Raw genomic sequence first — 21,449 nt, forward strand, 5'->3', positions numbered from 1 at the left:
CAAACATTACTGCGACAGCCTGCCGCGCATCAGCTACCCGCTTGGGCGTAACATTGGACGGTATCAGCGATCTGCTCGGACGTGGTTTCGCGGCGGAAAAATTCGACAAAGCCTTTTTCCGGCAGCACCAGATAGGTGAAGGTCGAATGGTCCACTAGGTAGTATTCCGGATCGCCGGGCTGCTTTTTGTAGTAGGTTTTGTAAGCCTGCGATGCGGCCTTCACTTGCTCTGCCGAACCGGTCAAGCCAAGCATTTTGGGGTGCATCACCTCGGTGAACTCGGCGACGACCTCTGGCGTGTCTCGCTCTGGATCGACCGAGATGAACAGCGCACCCGCATCGACGCCACGCTCCGCCAGCACATCCAGCGCTTCGGCGTTGCGTGCGGAATCCAGCGGACAGACATCAGGGCAGAAAGTGTAGCCGAAATAGACCAGCGTAGGCTCGGTGATTACATCCGTGTCGGTCACGGTTTCACCAGTTTCGCTGACCAGTTCGAAGGCACCGCCAATATCACCACCAGCCACGGCGGAGGACCGGCAGGACGCAAACTCGTCCCCGCCACCACGGTTCAGCAAAACATAGGCTGCGGTTCCACCAAGCATGGCAACGACAAGCCCGATCGCGGTGGCTGAATATATCTTGTTCATGAGGGTACTCCGCAGACAATTGAACGCGTTAGTTGATCCCCTATCCCGCGCGAGGTATCAATCTGCCATTATGACGCTGCCCCTCACTTCTTCGCGATGATGGTAGACACCTCGCTTGGCCTCACAGTCGCGGGTGCGCGGGACGGTGTTGTCCGGCTTCGTACGCTTATTATTTTGCGATGGTTTGCCGTGTTCGGCCAGATCTTTGCCGTTGCCGTCGCCAGCTTCTTTCTTGATCTGAAAATCGAGCTTGGCCTGTGTTTTATGGCAATCGGGGCCTCGGTCATTACCAATCTCGTGGCGCATTTTGTGTACCCGGAGAACCGCCGCATGCCAGAGCGCGAGGTTCTCATCACCCTGCTGTTTGATATTAGCCAGCTTGCGTTCCTGCTGTATCTGACCGGTGGTTTGAACAACCCGTTTGCCCTGCTGATGCTGGCCCCCGTGACCGTGTCCGCAATGACGTTGCGTGCTGGCTCTACGTTTTTCCTTGGCGGGCTTGCCGTGTTGCTGGTGACACTTCTGGCCTACTACTACGTCCCCCTGCGTAGCGACCTTGGGTTCGTGCTGCGTATGCCCCAGCTATTCGTGGTGGGGTTTTGGGTCGCCATGGTCATCGGCATCGGCTTTCTAGGCATTTACGCCGCGCGTGTGACTGCAGAAACCACCTCTATGAGCCAAGCATTGCTGGCCACACAAATGGCACTGTCTCGGGAGCAAAAACTGACGGATCTGGGCGGCGTGATCGCGGCGGCGGCGCATGAATTGGGCACGCCGCTCGCCACCATCAAGCTTGTCAGCGCGGAGCTTCTGGACGAGTTGGAAGATCAGGACCTGCGCGAAGACGCAGCCTTGATTCGTGACCAAGCGGATCGTTGCCGCGATATTCTTCATTCGATGGGCCGCGCCGGTAAGGATGACCGTCACCTACATACAGCCCCGCTGAGTTCGGTAATAAAAGACGCAGCAGAGCCGCATATGAACCGCGGCAAAACACTGCATTTCCAGTTCGGCCCCAAGCAGGGAGCGGACGACAAGACCCCCAACATCTACCGACGTCCCGAAATCATCCATGGGGTGCGCAACCTGATACAAAACGCGGTGGACTTCGCGGTGTCGCAGGTCTGGATCGAGGTGAAGTGGAGCGATCATGAGGTAGCGGTGCGGGTTCTGGATGATGGGCCGGGCTACCCCTACGGCCTGCTTGGCCGTATCGGTGATCCGTTTATCAAGCATGGCGGCAAGCGAGAGAAAGACGCCTCCAGACCCGAATACGAAGGCATGGGGCTTGGCCTGTTCATTGCCAAAACCTTGCTGGAACGGTCCGGCGCCAAGATCAGTTTTGCCAATGGGTCTGGTCGCCAAAAAAACCCAAGCGCCCCCCGATATGGCGCAATCGCCGAGGTGATCTGGCCAATCGACACCATCGTGGAGTCGCGCAACGGCACCTCGAAGCCACTGGGCGAAAACAAACCCAACGAGTTTTAATCTACCCTTAATGAATCTGCGTTCAGGTCATCGCCAAACCGATGTCAGCATCAAAGGCGACCCTGATGGCAGAATTATTGTTCGAATACGCAGCGATCATGGCGCTTGGCATCCTTCTTGGCGCGATGATCGCTTACTCTTGGGCCAAACTTCGCGCACCGACAGGGCGTATGTCGAAAACCCAACTCGAATTCCGCTTTGAGAATCGCGAACTGGTCGGGGCCTGCACCCGCGCGCGCCGCTCGCTCAGCCTCGAAGATCTTGACGAAGACATCTACCACCAACTGATTGACCGGCTGTCCAGAGTATTCCCCGATTTGCCGCGGCGACTGAATGATGCCGCCAATCACAACGCCAGATTCCGGCTATGCGAAGCCACCCAAGCCGGCCCCGCAGAACTGGACGTGGAAGCCCATGGCAGTATCGTGCGTCTTCGGATATCCGGCATCGCGGCCCCCCTATCCCGCAAGGTTTTGGTGGATAGCGATCAGGCCACTGCCGCCGCGTCAGAACTGGCGGTGTTACGTGCCACTGCCGACGCCGCACCTTACCTGTCATGGCGCGAGACCGCAGAAGGGACCGTGGATTGGGTCAACAAAGCCTACGCCGCCACGGCCGAGCAAGCGAATATCCCGCAAACCGGCGAGACATGGCCACCTGCGCGCTTGTTTCATGGCGGGCAGGTGGCACAGACCGGCGACGAACCCCAGCCAAAACGCTCCACGCTGGAAATGGCGTCTGGCATCCACAAGACCTACGAAGTCCTGCGCTTTGGCAGCGGCAATGGGACACTGAATTTCGCCATCGACGTTGGCGCAACCGTCAAGGCCGAGGAAACGCTGCGCAGCTTTTTTCAAACACTTACGCAGACCTTTGCCGTGCTGCCCATCGGGCTGGCTATTTTTGACCGGTCGCGATCACTGGTGATGTTCAACCCCGCCCTGATCGACCTCACCAATTTGGAACCGGAATGGCTCAGCGCGCGTCCGACGCTGTATGACTTCGTGAACCAGCTTCGCGAAAAACGTATGCTGCCGGAGCGTCGTGATTTTGCCGATTGGCGCAAAAAGATCACCGAGCTGGATAAATCAGCCGCTGATGGCACCTATTGCGAGACATGGACGCTACCCACAGGCCAAACCTACCGCGTGACAGGTAGGCCGCATCCCGAAGGTGCCGTCGCTTTCCTGCTGGAAGACATTACCGCCGAGATGAGCCTGACCCGCAAGTTCCGCCGCGAGCTGTCAATGAACCAAGCATTGCTGGATCACCTGCCCGAAGCATTGGTAGTGTTCGCCGACGATGGCGTGATCACCATGACCAACGCGGCATATGATGCGATGTGGGGAACCGACCCGGAGGATCCGCTAAGCCAAATCACGATCACGGATGCCGCGCGCCTCTGGCAGGCCAACAGCGCCCCCAATCCCGTTTGGGGTGACGCGCGGGATTTTGTAAGCCAACGGGGCGACCGTTCCGAATGGACCGACACCGCAACCCTGACCAACGGGCTGTTCGTGACGTGCCGGTTTCAGCCTTTGACGGGCGGCGCCACCTTGGTCGGGTTCACCACCACACATCAAAACGCACTCCCGCCACAACGATCTACACATCTAGCGGCGATTTCGTCCTGATCAGCGCTTGAAGGCAGGACGGGTTGGCGTAAGACTGCGCGCTATGACACCTCCCGCCTCATCCCAGCACCCCTCAGACGAAACGCTGTCCGTTTGGACGCGGGATTTGGCACGCCCGGAGGCGACCGCAGCACTTGCGCGCGCGTTCTCAACCATTGCTGCACCGGGGCTTTGCGTGTTGCTCAACGGCCCCGTTGGAGCGGGGAAGAGTTTCTTCGCGCGCAGCGTCATCCAGACCCTAATGCAGCGGAATGGCGAAGTGGAGGACGTCCCCTCCCCAACTTTCACGCTGGTGCAAACCTACGAGTTGGGCTCGTTGGACGTGTGGCACGCTGACCTGTACCGCCTGACAAATCCCGATGAATTGATCGAACTAGGGCTGGAGCAAGCCTTCGACACCGCGCTGTGCCTGATCGAGTGGCCCGACCGGCTTGGCGGCTTGCGACCTGACGGCGCGATCGAGATGACCTTGACGCCGAGTCTCAGCGGCGAAGATCGCCGTGACATGCGGATTACCGGGCCTGAACACCTGATTGGCCGCCTGCAAGCGGCGATGGAAAGCACTGCAGAATGACCCGAACCCGACACGATCTGGCGCAGGATTTTCTTGCCACTACAGACTGGCGCGACGCGACGCGGGTGCCCTTGGCAGGCGACGCCTCGAACCGCAGATACGACCGTATAATCGCGGACGGACTCCCCCCTGCCGTGTTGATGGATGCGCCACCCGAAAAGGGGGAGGACGTTCGTCCGTTTACTGCGATCGCGCGACATCTGACGAGTCTGGGGCTTAGCGCCCCGACAATTTACGCCGAGGACATCGCGCACGGATTTTTGCTAATCGAAGACCTTGGCGACGACCTGTTCGCACGTGTTGTGAAAGCCCGGCCTGAACTCCAAAAACGGCTCTATCAAACCGCAATCGATGCGTTGATCATAGCTCAACAAGCCAAACCACCTGTGCTTGCACCATACGACGCCAAAGCAATGGCTACGACGGCGATGCTGCTTACCGACTGGTATCTGCCGCATGGCACGGGCCGCGCGACCTCTGACTCTACACGTCGCGAATTTGACCGGTTGGTTAGTGATATGTTAGCGCGGAATATGACCGATGACGTGGTTTTGGTGCAGCGTGACTACCATGCCGAGAACCTGCTCTGGCTGCCCAGGCGAGAGGGTGCCGCTCGTGTTGGGTTGCTGGATTTTCAAGACGCCATGCTAGGGCATCCAGCCTACGATCTTGCCTCATTGCTGAAAGATGCGCGACGCGACGTGGATCCGCACGTGCAACGCGACATGCTGCGCTATTACATAGCGCAAACCGGCGCGGATGCCGCGAAGTTTCCCGCGGCTTATGCCGCCTGTTCGGCACAGCGAAATCTGCGGATCATGGGCGGTTTCGCGCGGCTTTGCGTCCGGGGTGGAAAACCGAACTACCCCAATCTGATGCCGCGTGTCTGGGGCAATTTGGTGGATGATCTGGCTCATCCCGCGTTGAAAGAACTGCGCTATTTCATCGAAACCCACGTTCCTGCGCCCAGCGTAGATGTCATCGCCCGCATCAAGGCCGCAGCACATGGGTGAACCAACCGCTGCCATGGTTTTCGCCGCAGGGTTCGGCACGCGGATGGGCGCATTGACCCAAACCCGCCCGAAACCGCTGATCGAAGTTGCCGGGCGCGCGTTGCTTGACCATGCGTTGGAGGTAGCCCACGCGGCGGGCCTGCGCGCGATGGTCAACGCACATTACAAGGCCGAGATGGTCGCGGCGCATTTACAGAAGCGCCCCGAGGTGGAGGTAGTGATTGAACGGCCCGATATTCTTGATACGGGCGGGGGGTTGAAGGCCGCTTTGCCACTACTGGGCGGTGACCCCGTGTTTACCTTGAATTCTGACGCTGTGTGGGCGGGTCCGAACCCGCTCGATTGCCTGCGCGACGCATGGCGACCCGAACAGATGGGCGCGTTACTGCTGCTGGTCCCGCTGGAGCGCACCGTCGGGTACACCCGCGCAGGCAACTTCGCCGCTGATGCGCAACACCGTTTGACGCGCGATGCTGGTGGCATGGTCTACACAGGCGCGCAGGTGCTGCATACCGGCGGGCTGGCGGATATTGATGAGGCGAGCTTCTCGCTTAACGCTCTGTGGGATCAGATGCTGCCCGAACACCAGCTTTTTGGTATCGAATATCCCGGGTTTTGGGCTGATGTCGGCACGCCGGATGGCATCGGGTTGGCGGAGAAAATGCTGGAGCAACACGGCCATGTTTGACCCCACCGATCGCCCCCGTGTTTTCGCACTACCTTGCGGTGTGGATTTCCCAGCAGCCTTGGTTCAGGGCTTACTGGATCGCATGACTGGCACGGCACCACACGAGATGGCGAAGGTGCAGCTATTCGTGAACACCGCCCGCATGCAACGCCGCATCCGCGCCCTGTTTGCGCAGCAAAATGCAAGCTTCCTGCCACAACTGCGACTGATCACTGACCTGGGGCGCGACGACGTAGGCGCAGATCTTCCCGATGCGGTAAATCCGTTGATGCGACGATTGGAACTTGCGCAATTGGTGCGCAAATTGATCGAGGCGGAGCCTGATGTGGCGGCGCGCGCGCATACCTTTGATCTGGCAGACAGCCTCGCCGCGTTGATGGAGGAGATGCAAGGCGAGGGGGTGCATCCTGACCGATTGGGCGAGTTGGACGTCGAAAGCCATTCCGCCCACTGGGAGCGTAGTCAAAAGTTTTTGAGATTGGTGACCAAGTTTTTCGCGTCTGACCAGCCATTGAATGCCGAAGCGCGGCAACGCGTGGTGGTGAACCGGTTGATCGCACGTTGGGCGGAAACGCCACCGGCCCATCCGGTGATTATCGCCGGCTCAACCGGATCGCGGGGCACCACAAGGTTGCTGATGGAGGCGGTGGCGAAGTTGCCAGAAGGCGCGTTGATTTTGCCCGGATTCGACACTGATATGCCTGAAATCGTGTGGAACCAGTTGGATGATGATCTGGCCAGCGAAGACCATCCGCAATATCGGTTCCATCCGTTGCTTAGGGCGTTGAACCTGACAAAAAACGACGTTTCACTTTGGCATGACACCCCACCAGCCAGCACAGAGCGCAATGCACTCGTGTCGCTGGCGCTGCGCCCTGCACCTGTGACCGACGAGTGGCTGCTGGAAGGCCCTAAGCTGCAAAACTTGGCCACGGCGACCAGTGCAGTGACGCTGATCGAGGCCCCAACGGCCCGCCACGAAGCGCTCGCCATTGCACTGCGACTGCGCAAGGCCGCCGAGGGTGGCCAAAGTGCCGCCCTGATCTCACCCGACCGGATGCTGACCCGTCAGGTTACCGCCGCCCTACAACGCTGGGGGATAGAGCCGGACGACAGTGCCGGCATTCCGCTGCCCCAAACGCCAAGCGGTCGCATTTTGCGGCAAACGGCGGAGTTGATGGGGCGTAAGCTGCCGTCGGACAAATTGCTGGCCTTACTAAAACACCCGCTGGTGGCACATGGAAACCGAGGTGATCACCTTAAGCGCACCCGCGATCTTGAGCTTGAGCTGCTACGGGGCGGGCCACCCTTTCCGTCCCGCGACGACGTTCTGGTGTGGGCGGAGAAACGCAAATCTGACGAGGGCGCACAGATTTGGGTCACTTGGGTCTGGAACATCCTTGACGCGTTGGCCGCGTGTGCGCCCGCCCCGCTTCCAGAACTGCTGGAGACCCACATCGCGTTGACCGAGCAGCTTTGCACGGATGTCTTATGGGACAAGCCAACCGGCGAAGAGGCCACAAAAGCCGTCGCCGAGCTGCGCGAAGCGGCGGACGCGGGGGGCGAAATGAGTTGCGCCGACTACGGCGACCTGATGCATTTCGTGCTGAACCAGCATGAAGTCCGCGACCCGAATGCGCCGCATCCCGGCATCATGATTTGGGGGACGTTGGAAGCACGGGTTCAAGGCTCTGACATGGTGATCCTTGCAGGGCTGAACGACGGCGTTTGGCCGGAACTTCCCGGCCCTGACCCATGGCTGAATCGCCAGATGCGCCGCGACGCGGGGCTTCTGTTGCCGGATCGGCGTATCGGATTGTCAGCGCATGATTTCCAGCAGGCGATTGCCGCGCCCGAAGTGTGGTTGACCCGAGCCAAACGCAACGCGGAGGCCGAGACCGTTCCGTCGCGCTGGATTAACCGTCTGACCAACTTGTTGAACGGGCTGGAAGGCGAGGGCAAACCGGCGTTGGAGGCGATGCTGGCGCGGGGCGCGGAATGGGTGACGCTTGCCGCGACGCTCGACACCCCACGCGTGCAGGTTTCACCCGCCCGGCGTCCATCGCCGATCCCGCCTGTCGCTGCTCGCCCCAAAAAACTACCTGTCACGCAGATTGAGACGCTGATCCGCGACCCCTATGCAGTCTACGCGCGCTATGTGCTGCGGCTGCGTCCGCTCGATGCGCTGCATGCCTCGGCGGATGCGCCGTTGCGTGGGTTGGCCCTGCATGATGTTTTGGAGCGTTTCATTGCAGACACCGCGACCCACCTGCCGGAACACGCCGCCCAGAAACTGACTGATATGGCCGATGAAATTTTCGCGGAAATGGTCCCATGGCCCGCAACCCGCGCCATGTGGCGGGCCAAATTGGCCCGCGTAGCACCGTGGTTTATCGACACTGAACATAACCGCCGCCAATATGCCCGACCCTTGCGCCAAGAAGACAAGGGCGGCGTTATGCTGGACGGTATGGATTTCACCTTGGAAGGCCGCGCAGACCGCATCGACGAGGCCACTGACGGGGCGTTGTTCTTGTATGATTACAAGACGGGGGCTTTGCCGACGAAGGCGCAACGCGAGCACTTCAACAAGCAACTTCCACTATTGGCTGCAATTGCCGATCGCGACGGATTTAAGGGTCTAACACGGCGCAAAGTGATCGCTGCGGACTATATCGGGCTTGGCTCCGATCCCAAACAAGAGGGCGACCGGTTCGACTTCGGCGATCTGGATAAAGTTTGGGAGGATCTGACAGCATTGATCGGCGCCTATATGGAACCCGACAAGGGGTTCTCGTCGCGCCGTGCGGTGTTCGAGACCCGCTGGGAGCAAAACTACGATCACCTCGCCCGCTTTGGCGAGTGGGATGAGACCGACGACGCGGTGGCGATGGAGGTGGGGCAATGAGGCGGGACGCGGCCACGCAAGCGCAGGTTGCTGCGGCCAATCCGAAGGCATCGACATGGCTCGCCGCCAATGCGGGATCAGGCAAAACACGGGTGCTAACGGACCGTGTGGCGCGGTTGCTGCTGGATGGTGTGCCACCACAGCGGATTTTGTGTCTAACATACACCAAAGCAGCCGCCTCCGAGATGCAGAACCGCCTGTTCCAGCGCCTAGGTGACTGGGCGATGATGCCCGACGCCAAGTTGCGGGAAAGCCTGACGGCGCTAGGTGCGTCCGAAATTGCTCCGAATGTACTGTCCGACGCACGGCGGTTGTTCGCGAAGGCAATCGAGACGCCGGGCGGGTTGAAAATCCAGACAATTCACTCGTTTTGCGCGTCTCTGCTACGCCGGTTCCCGCTGGAAGCCGGCGTATCGCCCGCTTTTTCCGAAATGGACGATCGCGCCGCGAAAGCCTTGCGCGAAGACGTGATGGAGGAGGTTGCATTGCAAGCGCCCGACGCCATGGCCGCCTTCGCCCAATACTTCAGCGGCGCGGAGATGGACGGGTTCTTGCAAGAACTTCTAGGGCGCAAGGAGCTGTTCACCCAAGTCACCTCGGACGCCGACCTGCGCGCGGCGGGTGGGCTTGCCGCTGGTCTGACCGAAGACGCGATTTTACAATCTGTTTTTCACGGCAACGAGGCCGCGATGCTACGCGACGCGGCGGCCGTGCTGCAAAGCTGCACAGGCAAGACCGACATGGCGCTTGGGCAAAGCTTGGCGATGCTGGATTGCTCCACCCCCAGTTTTTCATTGCTGACGCAGTTGGAAAAACTGTTCCTGTCGGCGTCCGGCAAATCCGAAGGTTTACCGAAGGCGCATCCACCGACCAAGGGCGCAAAAGATGCGCTTGGGGCCTTGTTAGACCCTTTTGATGCGCTTCGAATGCGTGTCTCAGAGGCGCGCCCAATGCGGCAGGCACTGGCGGCCCATATGCGCAATGTGGCGCTGCACAGGTTTGCGCAAGCCTACCTGCCGCGGTTGGAGGCGCATAAGCAGGCGCACGCATGGCTCGACTTTGACGACCTGATCCTAAAGGCACGCGGGTTGTTAACCGATCCAAATGTCGCGGCGTGGGTTCTGTTCCGGCTGGATGGCGGCATTGACCATATTCTGGTGGACGAGGCGCAGGATACCGCACCGCGCCAATGGGACGTGGTGCGCTTGCTGGCGCAGGAATTCACCGCCGGACAGGGGGCCCGGGCAGACACGGAGCGGACGATCTTCGTGGTCGGCGATCAGAAGCAATCCATCTACTCTTTCCAAGGGGCTGACCCCGATGAGTTCGAAGCGATGCGCGCGCATTTTGACAAAAAACTGAGCGCCATCGGGCAGCCGTTGCAGCGTCAGGATTTGTTGCATTCGTTCCGGTCTTCAAAGGCGGTTTTGAGTCTGGTGGACGCCAACTTCACCGGCGACCTGATGCGCGGCATGGGCGACCGTGTGGAGCACGTGGCGTTCAAGCAAGACCTGCCCGGTCGGGTCGACCTGTGGGACTGGATTGACGAAACCGAAAAAGCCGAGAAGAAGGAATGGTTTGATCCGGTTGATACTGTCGGCGATGACCATCATTCCGTCATTTTAGCCCGCCAGATCGCCGCAACCATCAAAGACCGGCTGCTGCATGGGCAGATCACCGAAATCAAGCGCGTGAACGGGCAGGACGTTCCGGATACGCGCCGGATTGAGGCAGGGGATTTCCTGATCCTTGTCCAGCGCAGATCGACCCTATTCCACGAGATTATCCGCGCTTGCAAGGATGCGAACCTGCCGATGGCGGGTGCTGATCGGCTTAGGATCGGGGCGGAGCTTGGGGTAAAAGACCTGACCGCGCTAATGCGCTATCTGGCGACGCCGGAGGATGATTTGTCGCTGGCCGCCGTGCTGCGATCCCCCCTGTGCGGAGTGTCGGAAGCCGAACTGTTTGATCTTGCCCATGGCCGCCCAAACTACCTGACCCGCGCGCTTGAGGATCAAAAAGACCGGTTCACGCGGGTGAACGCCATGTTGCGCGACCTGCGCGACAATGCCGACTATCTACGCCCCTACGACCTGCTGGAGCGCGTGCTGACCCGTCACAATGGCCGCGAGAAGCTGCTGGCGCGGCTGGGCATTGAGGCTGACGAGGGCATTGCAGCACTACTGGATCAGGCGATGGCCTATGAGCGGGCCGACATCCCGTCACTGACCGGATTTCTGGAATGGCTGGCGCGTGACGAGGTGACGATCAAACGCCAGATGGACAGCGCCGGTGACGCCATTCGGGTGATGACCGTGCATGGGGCAAAGGGGCTGGAAGCGCCGATCGTGATTTTGCCCGATACCGGTCAGGTGACCAACACCGTGCGCGATGACGTTTTGCATCGCGACGGGGTGGCGTTCTGGAAGGCGGGCTCTAAGGACATGCCTGCGGTTCAAATCGAGCTGACTAACGAGATCAAAACCCGTCAGCGCGAAGAACGGATGCGGCTGCTTTATGTGGCGATGACGCGGGCAGAAAGCTGGCTGATTGTCTGTGGCGCGGGCAAGCCTGCGAAGCTGGACGATGGTGGTTGGTATGCCGTGGCAGAAGCGGGAATGGCGGCGGCTGGCGCGAATGACGGGCGACTGGAGCATTTGCAATGGCCCGCAGACGTGACCACCCGCGAGGCGGACGTTTCAGTTGAACCCGCGGCCTTGGCCGATTGGATCATGACCAAAGCTCCCGATCGACCAGAGACATCAGAGCCGCTTTCGCCGTCGAAACTGAACGGCGCGAAAGCGTTGCCCGACCCCAGCGGCAATGCGTTGTCGGAAGACGACGCCAAGTTGCGCGGAACGGTCTTGCACCGGTTGCTGGAACACCTGCCACATGCCACCGACCCCATAGATCTGGCGAACCGCTTGGGCAGATACGGCCCGAATGATGAAGACCTGCTGCCGCTGGCGCAATCTGTTCTGGCCGCGCCAGCGCTTGCTCATATCTTCGCGGATGGGAGTTTGGCAGAGATCACGCTGACGGCAAAATTGCCCTCGCTTGGCGGGCAATCTGCCTTGGGCACCATCGACCGGTTGATCATCGACGGCGACCGAATCCTAGCCGTGGACTTCAAGTCGAACATGGTCGTCCCAAGCACGCCGGAAAAAACTCCGTCGGGCATTTTGGCACAGATGGGGGCCTATCTGGAGATGCTGGAGCAACTGTATCCGGAAAAATCTATAGAGGTTGCAATCCTTTGGACACAAACAGCGCAATTAATGACGCTTCCGCACGACATCGTGAGGTCGGCACTGGTCGCAGCCCATACATCTTGACGTGCGCCCTTGGGATACCTAGGTTCCACTCAACCTTAATCACACACATTTTGGAGGGCTAATCACATGGCCACCGTCGCAGTAACCGATGCAACTTTTGATGCCGAAGTCCGCAACTCTGACATTCCTGTCATGGTCGACTTCTGGGCCGAATGGTGCGGTCCTTGCAAACAAATCGGACCAGCTTTGGAAGAGCTATCTTCTGAGTACGAAGGCAAAGTCAAAATCGTCAAAGTGAATATCGACGAAAACCCCAATGCTGCTGCAGCGGTCGGCGTCCGCTCCATTCCAGCATTGTTCATGTTCAAGGACGGCGAAGTCGTCTCGAACAAAGTCGGCGCTGCTCCGAAATCCGCTTTTGACGGCTGGATCAAAGAGACTATCTAAGCTGATCACTTAATCGAATAGATAAGGGCGCAGCCGGTTGGCCGCGCCCTTTTTCTTTGCGTAGAGGTTAGCGCCTAGTTTTTGAACTCTGGGTACGCCTCCATACCCAGCTCTGCCATGTCGAGGCCCATGACCTCGTCCTCCTCGGAGACGCGGATACCCGTGGTCGACTTCAAGATGAACCAGATCACGCTGGACACCGTGAAGACGAACACGCCAACCACGGCAATCGCGTAAAGCTGCGTGCCAAGGCTTGCGTCGCCGTTGGTGAAAGTCACTGCGATGGTGCCCCAGATACCCGCCATCAAGTGAACAGGTATCGCGCCGACCACGTCGTCGATTTTCAGCTTGTCGAGGAAAGGCACCGCAAAGACCACGATGATGCCGCCCACCGCGCCGATCAAAGTCGCGGCACCCAGCGATGGGGTCAGCGGCTCCGCAGTGATGGAAACCAGACCGGCGAGTGAGCCGTTCAGCACCATGGTCAAGTCGACCTTCTTGTAAAGCAGTTGGGTCAGGATCAGCGCAGCCACAGCCCCACCGGCCGCCGCCGTGTTGGTATTGGCGAAGATGCGGCTGATGTCTGCCACGTTACCAGCGGTGTTCATGTACAGCTGAGAGCCACCGTTGAAGCCGAACCAACCCATCCACAGGATGAACGTCCCCAACGTTGCCAGCGGCAGGTTGGACCCCATGAACGGAACCGTTCGGCCGTCTTTGTATTTGCCGATGCGTGGACCAAGGATCAACGCGCCAGCCAAAGCCGCCCAGCCCCCGACCGAGTGCACAACAGTGGACCCCGCAAAATCCTGGAAACCCATCCCGTCAAGAAAGCCGCCGCCCCATTTCCAAGAGGCCTGGATCGGGTAGATAAACGCAGTCAGCACAACCACGAAGGCCAAGAAGGGCCACAGCTTGATCCGCTCGGCCAACGCACCGGACACGATCGACGCGGTGGCGGCGCAGAACATCAGCTGGAAGAAAAAGTCGGAACCAACAGAGGCGTAGGTCAGATCAGGTTCGGAACCCTCAAGGCCAACATTCTCAAGGGATGTCGTGGAAAATGCGCCAAGGAGACCGTCCATGCTCCAGCCATCCCCCGGATACATCAGGTTGTAACCGACAAGGTAATACGCAATCGCCGACAGCGCGAAGAGCGCGATGTTCTTGGTCAACTGCATGGTCACGTTCTTCGAGCGGACCAGCCCCGCTTCCAACATGGCAAAACCCGCCGCCATAAAGAAGACAAGGAAGCCCGCCACGAGGAACATAAACGTGTTCAGGATGAAGCCGATTTCGGCGAAGGTCGGAAGCGCGTCCGCATCTTGCGCCAGCCCCATGGTCGGCTGCGCGATAAGCGCGACAACAACGGGCAGTGTTCTAGTGAGTTTCATATGTCTTATCCCCTTGCGGCGCCCTAAAGCGCATCTTCATTTGTTTCACCGGTGCGCACGCGGACGGCTTGCGTCACGTCGAGCACAAGGATTTTGCCATCCCCGATTTTGTCCGTGCGCGCGGTGGATGCGATGGTCTCGACCACTTGGTCGGCCATGGCAGCGGTCACCGCGATCTCCAGCTTTACCTTCGGCACAAAGTTCACGGCGTATTCCGCGCCGCGGTAGATTTCCGTGTGACCTGACTGAGAGCCAAAGCCCTTGATCTCGGTCACCATCATCCCGCGCACGCCGATGGCGGTCAGCGCCTCGCGGACCTCCTCCAGCTTGAACGGCTTGATTGCTGCAATGATCAGTTTCACTGTCTTCCCCTTCAAATTTGCCCCGATTGCCGGGGCGCGTCTGGGTTAAAGACAGTCGCTGCACGTGACCGCAGCAATGCTGTGGACCCTGATTTTGGAGAAAATGCTGCTCTGCGGCATGAATTCTTGCACAAATTTTAGCCGCTGCACGCTAATTAAGCGAAATTGAGACGAAGCCTGCACAGACTTCCCCTCCACATCTGTCCCAAGCCGCCCTATATTGATCCCAACAAAAAGCAGCTTTGAAGCGCAGGTACATGAGCAATTCTGGAAGAAAGAAGCCCCCTTTGGTGGCCGAAAAACGCTATAGCAAAGCCGCTAAGGCGAAACCGAAGCCAAAGGCCAAGCCGAAACCCCGCGTGACCAAGCGCAAGGCCGCGCCGCGCAAGCGTGGCGTTATCGGGTGGATTCTGTTCCCGTTTGTCTGGACCTTCCGGCTGATCTGGCGGCTGACATGGCGGATCACCGCCGTCGCCGCGATCCTGCTGGCCGCTGCCGTGGCCTATACCTATGCGCAACTCCCTCCGGTTGAGGAATTGCTGGACGGGCGGACCCGTGGCTCGGTCACGGTTCTGGACCGCGAGAACGTGGTTTTCGCATGGCGGGGTGACAATTTCGGCGGTGCGGTCCGCGCGGAATCCGTGGCGCCTGCGTTGAAAAACGCCGTGGTCGCGACCGAGGACAAGCGGTTCTACTGGCATCTGGGCATCTCGCCGCGTGGTATCGCATCGGCGATGCGCATCAACATGCGCGAGGGGCGCAAACCGTGGAAAGGCAACGGCGGCTCGACCCTGACGCAACAAACGGCCAAGCTGCTGTGCCTTGGTGTGAAGTTTGACCCCACCAAATGGAAGAACGAAACAGAATACGAAGCCGACTGCCGCCGCACCACATTGGCCCGCAAAGGCAAGGAAGCGCTCTACGCGCTGGCGATGGAGGCCAAGTATTCGAAGAACGACATCCTGTCGATCTATCTGAACCGCGCCTATTTGGGCGGCGGCGCGCGTGGGTTCGAGGCCGCATCGCAAATCTATTTCGGCAAACACGCCGCCAAAGTCAGCATCCCGGAATCTGCAATGCTGGCGGGCTTGTTGAAGGCCCCGTCGACCTATGCGCCGACAAACAACCTGCAACGCGCCCAAGATCGCGCGGCGACGGTCCTGAAGCTGATGCGAGAGCAGGGTTATATCTCGTCTTCCGACGAAGCAGCCGCGAACGCCGCCCCTGCGACCCTGTCCAAAGCCGCGCAAGCGCGGGCCGGTGGCTATTTCGTAGATTGGGTGATGGACACCGCGCCGGACTTTCTGGCGAACGATACGACCGAAGACGTGATGATCCGCTCCACCTTCGACACGCGCCTGCAAAAGGCCGCGGAAGACGCGCTGGATTACATCTTCGAGGAAAAAGTGCGCGAAGGCTCCGAAGCGCAGGCCGCGATTGTGGTCATGTCTGCCGATGGCGCGGTGCGCGCGATGGTGGGCGGGCGTCAAGCGAAGGTCTCTGGCGCGTTCAACCGCGCAGTGCAGGCCAAGCGGCAAACCGGATCGGCCTTCAAGCCGTTCGTCTATGCCGCCGCGATGGATTTGGGCTTCCAGTATGACAGCATTGTGGTGGATGAACCCTTCACTATCAACGTCCCCGGCTCGGGCCCCTACACGCCGAAGAACTATACACGCAACTTCAAAGGCGAAATGACGCTGACCGATGCGCTGGCGCAGTCCATAAACACCGTAGCCGTGAAAGTGTCCGAAGCCGTGGGCCGTGACAACGTGCGCGATGTGGCCGAAAGATTCGGCATCGACAATGAACTGGCCGCCGGCCCCGCGCTGGCGCTTGGCGCGTCTGAAAGCACACTGTTGGAGATGACAGGGGCCTACGCAGGCATCCTGAACGGCGGGCGTGCAGTATCACCTTACGGCATTCGCGAACTACGCCTGAAAGGCGACCAGGACGCGCTGTTCGGCCAAGGCGGCGGCTACGGCGAGCGGGTTATCACCGAAAGTGCCGCGCAACAGCTCACCTACATGATGTACCGCGTCGTCAATGACGGCACGGGACGGCGTGCGAAGCTGGGCGACCGCGAAGTCGCGGGCAAAACCGGCACCACAAGTGCCGCGAAGGATGCTTGGTTCATCGGTTTCACCGCTCAGTATGTCGTGGGCGTCTGGATGGGGTATGATGACAATACCCCGCTAAACGACGTGACCGGCGGAGGATTGCCGGCGGACATTTGGAAAGAGACCATGGTGCGTGTAACGGACGGCCTTCCGGCGGAACCGCTGCCCATGATCCGGCCGGCAAATCCACCGCGCGTGACGCGGCCAGAACCCGTCCAGCAGCCCCGTGTGGCGCAAAGCAGGCGTGGCAACACGCAAGGCAACCAAAATTTGGAAAACGTCACCGAGCAGATCATCCGCGATGTGGGCAATCTGCTCGGGAAACTGTTAGGCGGGAATTAACCCAGCTTTTTGAGGTCGGCGGTCAGCGCGCCGATGTCGCCGCGCCGCTTGTCGAGCATGGCACCGATTTCGGCCCGCTCCGAGGTCAGCGTATTCACGCCCTCGATGATGATATTGAAGATCTTCGGCTTGCCGGATTTGTCCGACACAAGCCAAGTCACCTTGAACGGCGCAGAACCACGCAACTTGGCGGTGGACTTGACCTCCACGTTGCTTTTCGACGCGCGAGAGCCTTCGACGATGATTTGACCACCGACGAACTCGTTGAAACGCTTGCCATATTTGCGAGTGAAGTAACCTTTGAAGGCGGACACAAACGCCGAAACCTCAGCCTTGCTGGCACTACGGCGTGCAGGCCCAAGCGTCGTCAGGGCAATGATATTCACGTCGGCATACCGCTCGAACACGCGCTGGAAATCACGCAGCATCGCATTCTCGGACTTGCCCGAAGCGATGATCTTGTTGATGTCGCCAACTGCGCTCTCGACAAGCTTTTCGGCGGCAGAGCCGGACAACGCAAAGGCCGGAAGCGGCAGTGTCAGCGCAGCAAGGCTTGCGACGAATGTACGACGTGAAAAGAGATTATTCATTACCATAGACGTCCTCATAGGGGTCAATATAGTCCGGCTGCGCCCCGCCCGAGAGCTTGAAGCGCCGGTTTTGCAGATAAAGAAGCCGCGCCTGCGCGTAGCCGTCTTCGCTTTCATATAGAACCGAGTCTACCAAATCTGAATAGCGGTAGCGATCACCAAACCGTGCGGCCACGCTGGCACCGGTCCCGGCACTTCTTAGCGGGCCGTCTACGGCAAAATTAAGCGGGTTCATCAAAATATCCACGACCCGACCTGCAGCATGGCGCTCGGTCGATGGCCCGACGAGTGGAAGTTCCAGATACGCGCCTTCAGGCGCCCCCCAGACATGCAACGTCTCGCCAAAGTCGGTACGACGATTTTCCAAGCCTGCTTCCGTGGCCACGTCGAGCAGACCACCAAACCCGAACGTCGTGTTCATAAGGAAACGGAACGTGTTGTGGCCTGCATTCTCGATGCGAAATTGCAGCAGGTTGTTGAGTACTTGCCCCGGCAGATTCAGGTTGGACGCGAAATTCGACACGCCCGTGCGCACAGGTGACGGCACGAATGAGCCATAGCCATTTGATGCAGGACGCACCAACGCCCTATCAATCGAAAGATTGGCGGCATGGGTGTCGCGGTTCTGATCTTCGATAGGATCGTTAATCCCAACACCAATGGGGGCAGCGGTGCACCCGGCAACCACAACGGCCACAAGCACGGCGCAAATCCGCTTCGACAAAACATATACCATTTTATTCATTTGCCCCCATCCGGGTCGTCTAAAGTCCAAGTGTGGCGCTATATGAGACGATGTTGCAAAGTTCCAGATATTCAAGCCACGGCCTAGCACTCTTTATAACAATAGAGGATTGAAAGGCACAATCGAATGTCGATATCACAACGCACTGGCGCGATGCATGTAAAATAGGGTTAGAACTTTCGCATGAGAAGAGAGCACAACCACCTTGGCCGAGCCGAACTAATTGCCGCGCGCCGCGAAAGCCGCCCGCTGTTTATTGCCGCATTTGTCTTCAGTATCTTTGTGAACCTGTTGATGCTGACCGGCCCGCTTTACATGCTTCAAGTCTACGACAGGGTTCTTGGGTCACGATCCGAGGAAACGCTGGTCGCCCTGTCGATCTTGGTCGTGTTCCTCTATGCCATGATGGGCCTGCTGGACTACGCCCGTGGCCGCATCCTGTCACGGATCGGGGCGCGGTTTCAGGATAAGCTGGACCGCCGCGTCTTTTCGGCGATGCAGCGTAAATCCAACCTTGCCCCGCAATCCGGCGACAACAACACCGGCTTGCGCGATTTGGAATCGGTGCAAACCCTGCTGTCCTCCCCCGCGCTTCTGGCGTTGTTCGACATGCCTTGGACCCCCGTTTTCGTTGCCGCCATCTTCATTTTCCACCCCTGGCTGGGCTATCTGGCCGTCGCTGGAGGCACGTTGCTGGTCATCTTGACCCTGATAAACCAACGCATGACGCGTCAGCCGCAACTGGAAGCCGGAATATCCAGCCTTCAGGCAAATCGCCTGTCCGACGAGATTATGGAAGAGACCGAAGTCATCGCCGGCCTTGGCATGCGCGAGGCTAGTTTTGACCGTTGGCAGGTACTCCGCTCCGAGTCGCTGCAAAAATCCATACTGAAAGCCGACCGCGGTGGCGCCGTCACAGCCACAACCAAGACGCTTCGGCTGTTTTTGCAATCGGCGATGCTGGGCCTTGGGGCCTATCTGGTGCTGCAAAACGAAATGACCGCAGGCGCAATGATCGCGGGCTCTATCCTGCTGGGCCGCGCACTTGCCCCAATTGAAATGGCCATCGGCCAATGGGCATTGGTGCAACGCGCGCTGATGGGTTGGGAAAGCCTCAAAGCGCTATTGTCCGAGGTCGCCATTTTGCCAGACCGCACACCCCTGCCACGCCCGGAAGCACATCTAAGCGGCGAGCAGATCACCGTTATCCCGCCCGGTGAGAAACAGGCCACGCTGCGGATGGTTTCCTTCGACCTGCCGCCCGGACAAGCCATGGGTGTGATCGGGCAATCCGGCGCGGGCAAGTCCACATTGGCCAAAGCGCTCACCGGCATTTGGCCGACCGCTGGTGGCAAGATACGTCTTGGTGGTGCTGCGCTGGATCAATACGACCCCGACACATTGGGAAGCCATATCGGCTATCTGCCGCAAAAGGTGACGTTGTTCGACGGTACAATTGGCGAGAACATCGCGCGGCTTCAGCAAAACGCCGACCCGAAGGCCATCATCAAAGCCGCCCAAAAGGCGGATGCGCATGAGATGATCCTGCGCCAGCCGCAAGGCTATGACACGCATATCTCCGCCACGCGGGGTCGGATGTCCGGCGGCGAATTGCAGCGCATCGGGCTAGCACGCGCCTTGTATGGCGAACCGGTTTTGCTGGTTTTGGACGAGCCGAACTCAAACCTCGACAATGACGGCTCCGTCGCATTGAATACCGCCATTCGTGCGATGAAGGCCGACGGTGGTTCGGTTATCATCATGGCGCACCGCCCCTCTGCCATCGTCGAGTGCGAGCTGTTGATGGTTCTGGAACAAGGCCAACGCCGTGCCTTCGGCCCCCGCGACGAAGTTCTGAAAGGCACCGTGGCCAACCACAAAACCATTGCCGAGAAATCCGGACCGGGAGGCGTAACATGACCGACGCAAAGACATGGTCCGCCCGCCTGCCCGTAAGCATCGGTCTGGCTGCCTTGGTGGTGCTGCTCGGCGGCTTTGGCCTGTGGGCCGTTGAAGCCAACATCGCAGGCGCAATCATCGCACCGGGGCGCATCGAGGTCGACCAGAACCGTCAGGTGCTGCAACACCCCGATGGCGGCGTGGTCGCTGCAGTTCCCGTGCGTGAAGGGGATCGCGTAAAGAAGGGTGACCTGTTGGTTAAGCTGGACGACACCCGCCTGCGGTCTGAAATGCTGATCGTTGAAGGGCAGCTGTTCGAGATCCTCGCGCGCAATGGCAGACTGAAAGCCGAACGCGACGGGACACGCGAAATCACCTTTGACCCACTGTTGCTTCAGGCCGTGCAGTCCCGCCCACAACTCACGGAGCTTGTAGACGGCCAGCAACGGTTATTTGAAACCCGCGTGGACTCTGCCAATCAATCAATCGAACAACTCGAAAAGCGCAAAGCACAGATCACAAATCAGGTGGACGGGGTACGAGCCCAGCAACAGGCGTTGGAAACGCAACTCAGCCTGCTGCAAGAGGAATTGTTGGCCCAACAGGGTCTGCTCGACAAAGGTTTGGCGCAATCCAGCCGTGTTTTGGCATTGCGCCGTGAAGATGCGCGCCTGCGTGGGACGGTAGGGGAATTGACTGCCTCCGTCGCTGAAAACGAGGGCCGGATCACCGAGATCGACCTTGAAATCCTGCGCTTAGCCACCCTGCGCAAGGAAGAGGCGATCACCCAGCTACGCGACCTGCAATACCGCGAATTTGAGTTGCGCGAACAACGCCTTTCGCTGCAAGAACGCCTGTCTCGCCTTGATATTACCGCACCGGTTTCAGGGTTGATTTTCGGCCTTACGGTTTTTGCCGAACGCGCGGTAATTCAACCCGCCGAAGCGCTGATGTTTATCGTACCGCAAGACCGCCCGATGGTGATTACCGGTGAAATAGAGCCGATCCATGTAGACGAGGTCTATCTGGGTCAAGACGTCACCCTGCGCTTTGCCACCTTTGACGCCCGCACCACGCCGGAGGTGTTCGGCACCGTCTCGTCCATCTCTGGCGACGCATTCCGCGACGAGGCAACGGGCCGCAGCTTCTACCGTGTCGAGATGACTTTGAAAGAAGGCGAGATCGACCGCTTGGGCGATGTGGACCTTGTACCGGGGATGCCGGTGGACGGTTTCATCCGCACCGCCGACAGATCACCGATGACATATCTGCTGAAACCTTTTACCGATTACTTCAATCGCGCCTTCCGCGAGACCTGAACGG

16 protein-coding genes are annotated in these 21,449 nt (G+C 59.3%); 11 read left to right on the forward strand and 5 right to left on the reverse strand.

Going from position 1 to position 21,449, the window contains the following annotated elements:
* Positions 1-29 precede the first annotated feature (29 nt).
* On the reverse strand, positions 30-650 hold the full coding sequence (locus BCF46_RS15140) for an SCO family protein (protein ID WP_121026088.1): 621 nt from the start codon (positions 648-650) through the stop codon (positions 30-32).
* A 99-nt stretch (positions 651-749) separates the two neighbouring features.
* Here BCF46_RS15140 and regB point away from each other — a divergent pair, with 99 nt between their 5' ends.
* From regB to trxA, 8 genes are all read left to right on the forward strand, one after another.
* Positions 750-2,138, forward strand: coding sequence for a sensor histidine kinase RegB (regB, locus tag BCF46_RS15145; protein WP_121026608.1), 1,389 nt, complete (start codon positions 750-752; stop codon positions 2,136-2,138).
* 65 nt (positions 2,139-2,203) lie between these two features.
* On the forward strand, positions 2,204-3,772 hold the full coding sequence (locus tag BCF46_RS15150) for a PAS-domain containing protein (RefSeq protein ID WP_170157950.1): 1,569 nt from the start codon (positions 2,204-2,206) through the stop codon (positions 3,770-3,772).
* A gap of 43 nt (positions 3,773-3,815) precedes the next feature.
* The gene (tsaE, locus tag BCF46_RS15155; RefSeq protein WP_121026094.1) at positions 3,816-4,346 is read left to right on the forward strand and encodes a tRNA (adenosine(37)-N6)-threonylcarbamoyltransferase complex ATPase subunit type 1 TsaE; all 531 of its coding nucleotides are present in this window, start codon (positions 3,816-3,818) and stop codon (positions 4,344-4,346) included.
* Positions 4,343-5,359, forward strand: coding sequence for an aminoglycoside phosphotransferase family protein (locus tag BCF46_RS15160; protein ID WP_121026097.1), 1,017 nt, complete (start codon positions 4,343-4,345; stop codon positions 5,357-5,359). Before tsaE ends, BCF46_RS15160 begins: the two co-directional genes overlap by 4 nt.
* Positions 5,352-6,047 carry a nucleotidyltransferase family protein gene (locus BCF46_RS15165; protein ID WP_245990176.1) on the forward strand — a complete coding sequence of 232 codons (696 nt, stop codon included), beginning with the start codon at positions 5,352-5,354 and terminating at the stop codon, positions 6,045-6,047. Before BCF46_RS15160 ends, BCF46_RS15165 begins: the two co-directional genes overlap by 8 nt.
* Positions 6,040-8,955, forward strand: a complete 2,916-nt coding sequence (gene addB / locus BCF46_RS15170) for a double-strand break repair protein AddB (protein ID WP_121026100.1) — start codon at positions 6,040-6,042, stop codon at positions 8,953-8,955. The genes BCF46_RS15165 and addB overlap by 8 nt, the downstream gene beginning before the upstream one ends.
* The gene (gene addA / locus BCF46_RS15175; RefSeq protein WP_121026103.1) at positions 8,952-12,290 is read left to right on the forward strand and encodes a double-strand break repair helicase AddA; all 3,339 of its coding nucleotides are present in this window, start codon (positions 8,952-8,954) and stop codon (positions 12,288-12,290) included. The genes addB and addA overlap by 4 nt, the downstream gene beginning before the upstream one ends.
* A 66-nt stretch (positions 12,291-12,356) precedes the next feature.
* Entirely contained in the window at positions 12,357-12,677 is a 321-nt protein-coding gene (gene trxA / locus BCF46_RS15180; protein WP_121026106.1) for a thioredoxin, read from the forward strand.
* Positions 12,678-12,751: 74 nt separating this feature from the next.
* Here the strand turns inward: trxA and BCF46_RS15185 are convergent, their stop codons facing one another.
* Both BCF46_RS15185 and BCF46_RS15190 read right to left on the reverse strand, forming a co-directional pair.
* Entirely contained in the window at positions 12,752-14,071 is a 1,320-nt protein-coding gene (locus BCF46_RS15185; protein ID WP_121026109.1) for an ammonium transporter, read from the reverse strand.
* Between the two features lie 23 nt (positions 14,072-14,094).
* Entirely contained in the window at positions 14,095-14,433 is a 339-nt protein-coding gene (locus tag BCF46_RS15190; RefSeq protein ID WP_121026112.1) for a P-II family nitrogen regulator, read from the reverse strand.
* 257 nt (positions 14,434-14,690) lie between these two features.
* Between BCF46_RS15190 and BCF46_RS15195 the strand changes: the two genes are divergently transcribed.
* On the forward strand, positions 14,691-16,892 hold the full coding sequence (locus BCF46_RS15195; protein ID WP_121026115.1) for a transglycosylase domain-containing protein: 2,202 nt from the start codon (positions 14,691-14,693) through the stop codon (positions 16,890-16,892).
* On the opposite strand, the gene BCF46_RS15200 is transcribed toward BCF46_RS15195, so the two are convergent.
* Positions 16,889-17,482: an MlaC/ttg2D family ABC transporter substrate-binding protein gene (locus tag BCF46_RS15200; protein ID WP_170157951.1), complete on the reverse strand. Its 594-nt coding sequence runs from the start codon at positions 17,480-17,482 to the stop codon at positions 16,889-16,891. The two genes, BCF46_RS15195 and BCF46_RS15200, sit on opposite strands and share 4 nt — an antisense overlap.
* Positions 17,475-18,227: an MlaA family lipoprotein gene (locus BCF46_RS15205; protein WP_121026121.1), complete on the reverse strand. Its 753-nt coding sequence runs from the start codon at positions 18,225-18,227 to the stop codon at positions 17,475-17,477. The genes BCF46_RS15200 and BCF46_RS15205 overlap by 8 nt, the downstream gene beginning before the upstream one ends.
* A gap of 183 nt (positions 18,228-18,410) precedes the next feature.
* On the opposite strand from BCF46_RS15205, the gene BCF46_RS15210 reads away from it, so the two are divergent.
* Both BCF46_RS15210 and BCF46_RS15215 read left to right on the forward strand, forming a co-directional pair.
* Positions 18,411-20,147, forward strand: a complete 1,737-nt coding sequence (locus BCF46_RS15210) for a type I secretion system permease/ATPase (protein ID WP_121026123.1) — start codon at positions 18,411-18,413, stop codon at positions 20,145-20,147.
* Positions 20,144-21,445 carry an HlyD family type I secretion periplasmic adaptor subunit gene (locus BCF46_RS15215; protein WP_121026126.1) on the forward strand — a complete coding sequence of 434 codons (1,302 nt, stop codon included), beginning with the start codon at positions 20,144-20,146 and terminating at the stop codon, positions 21,443-21,445. Before BCF46_RS15210 ends, BCF46_RS15215 begins: the two co-directional genes overlap by 4 nt.
* Positions 21,446-21,449: the final 4 nt, after the last annotated feature.

The organism is Litoreibacter meonggei, from assembly GCF_003663885.1.
Taxonomy (GTDB): domain Bacteria; phylum Pseudomonadota; class Alphaproteobacteria; order Rhodobacterales; family Rhodobacteraceae; genus Litoreibacter; species Litoreibacter meonggei.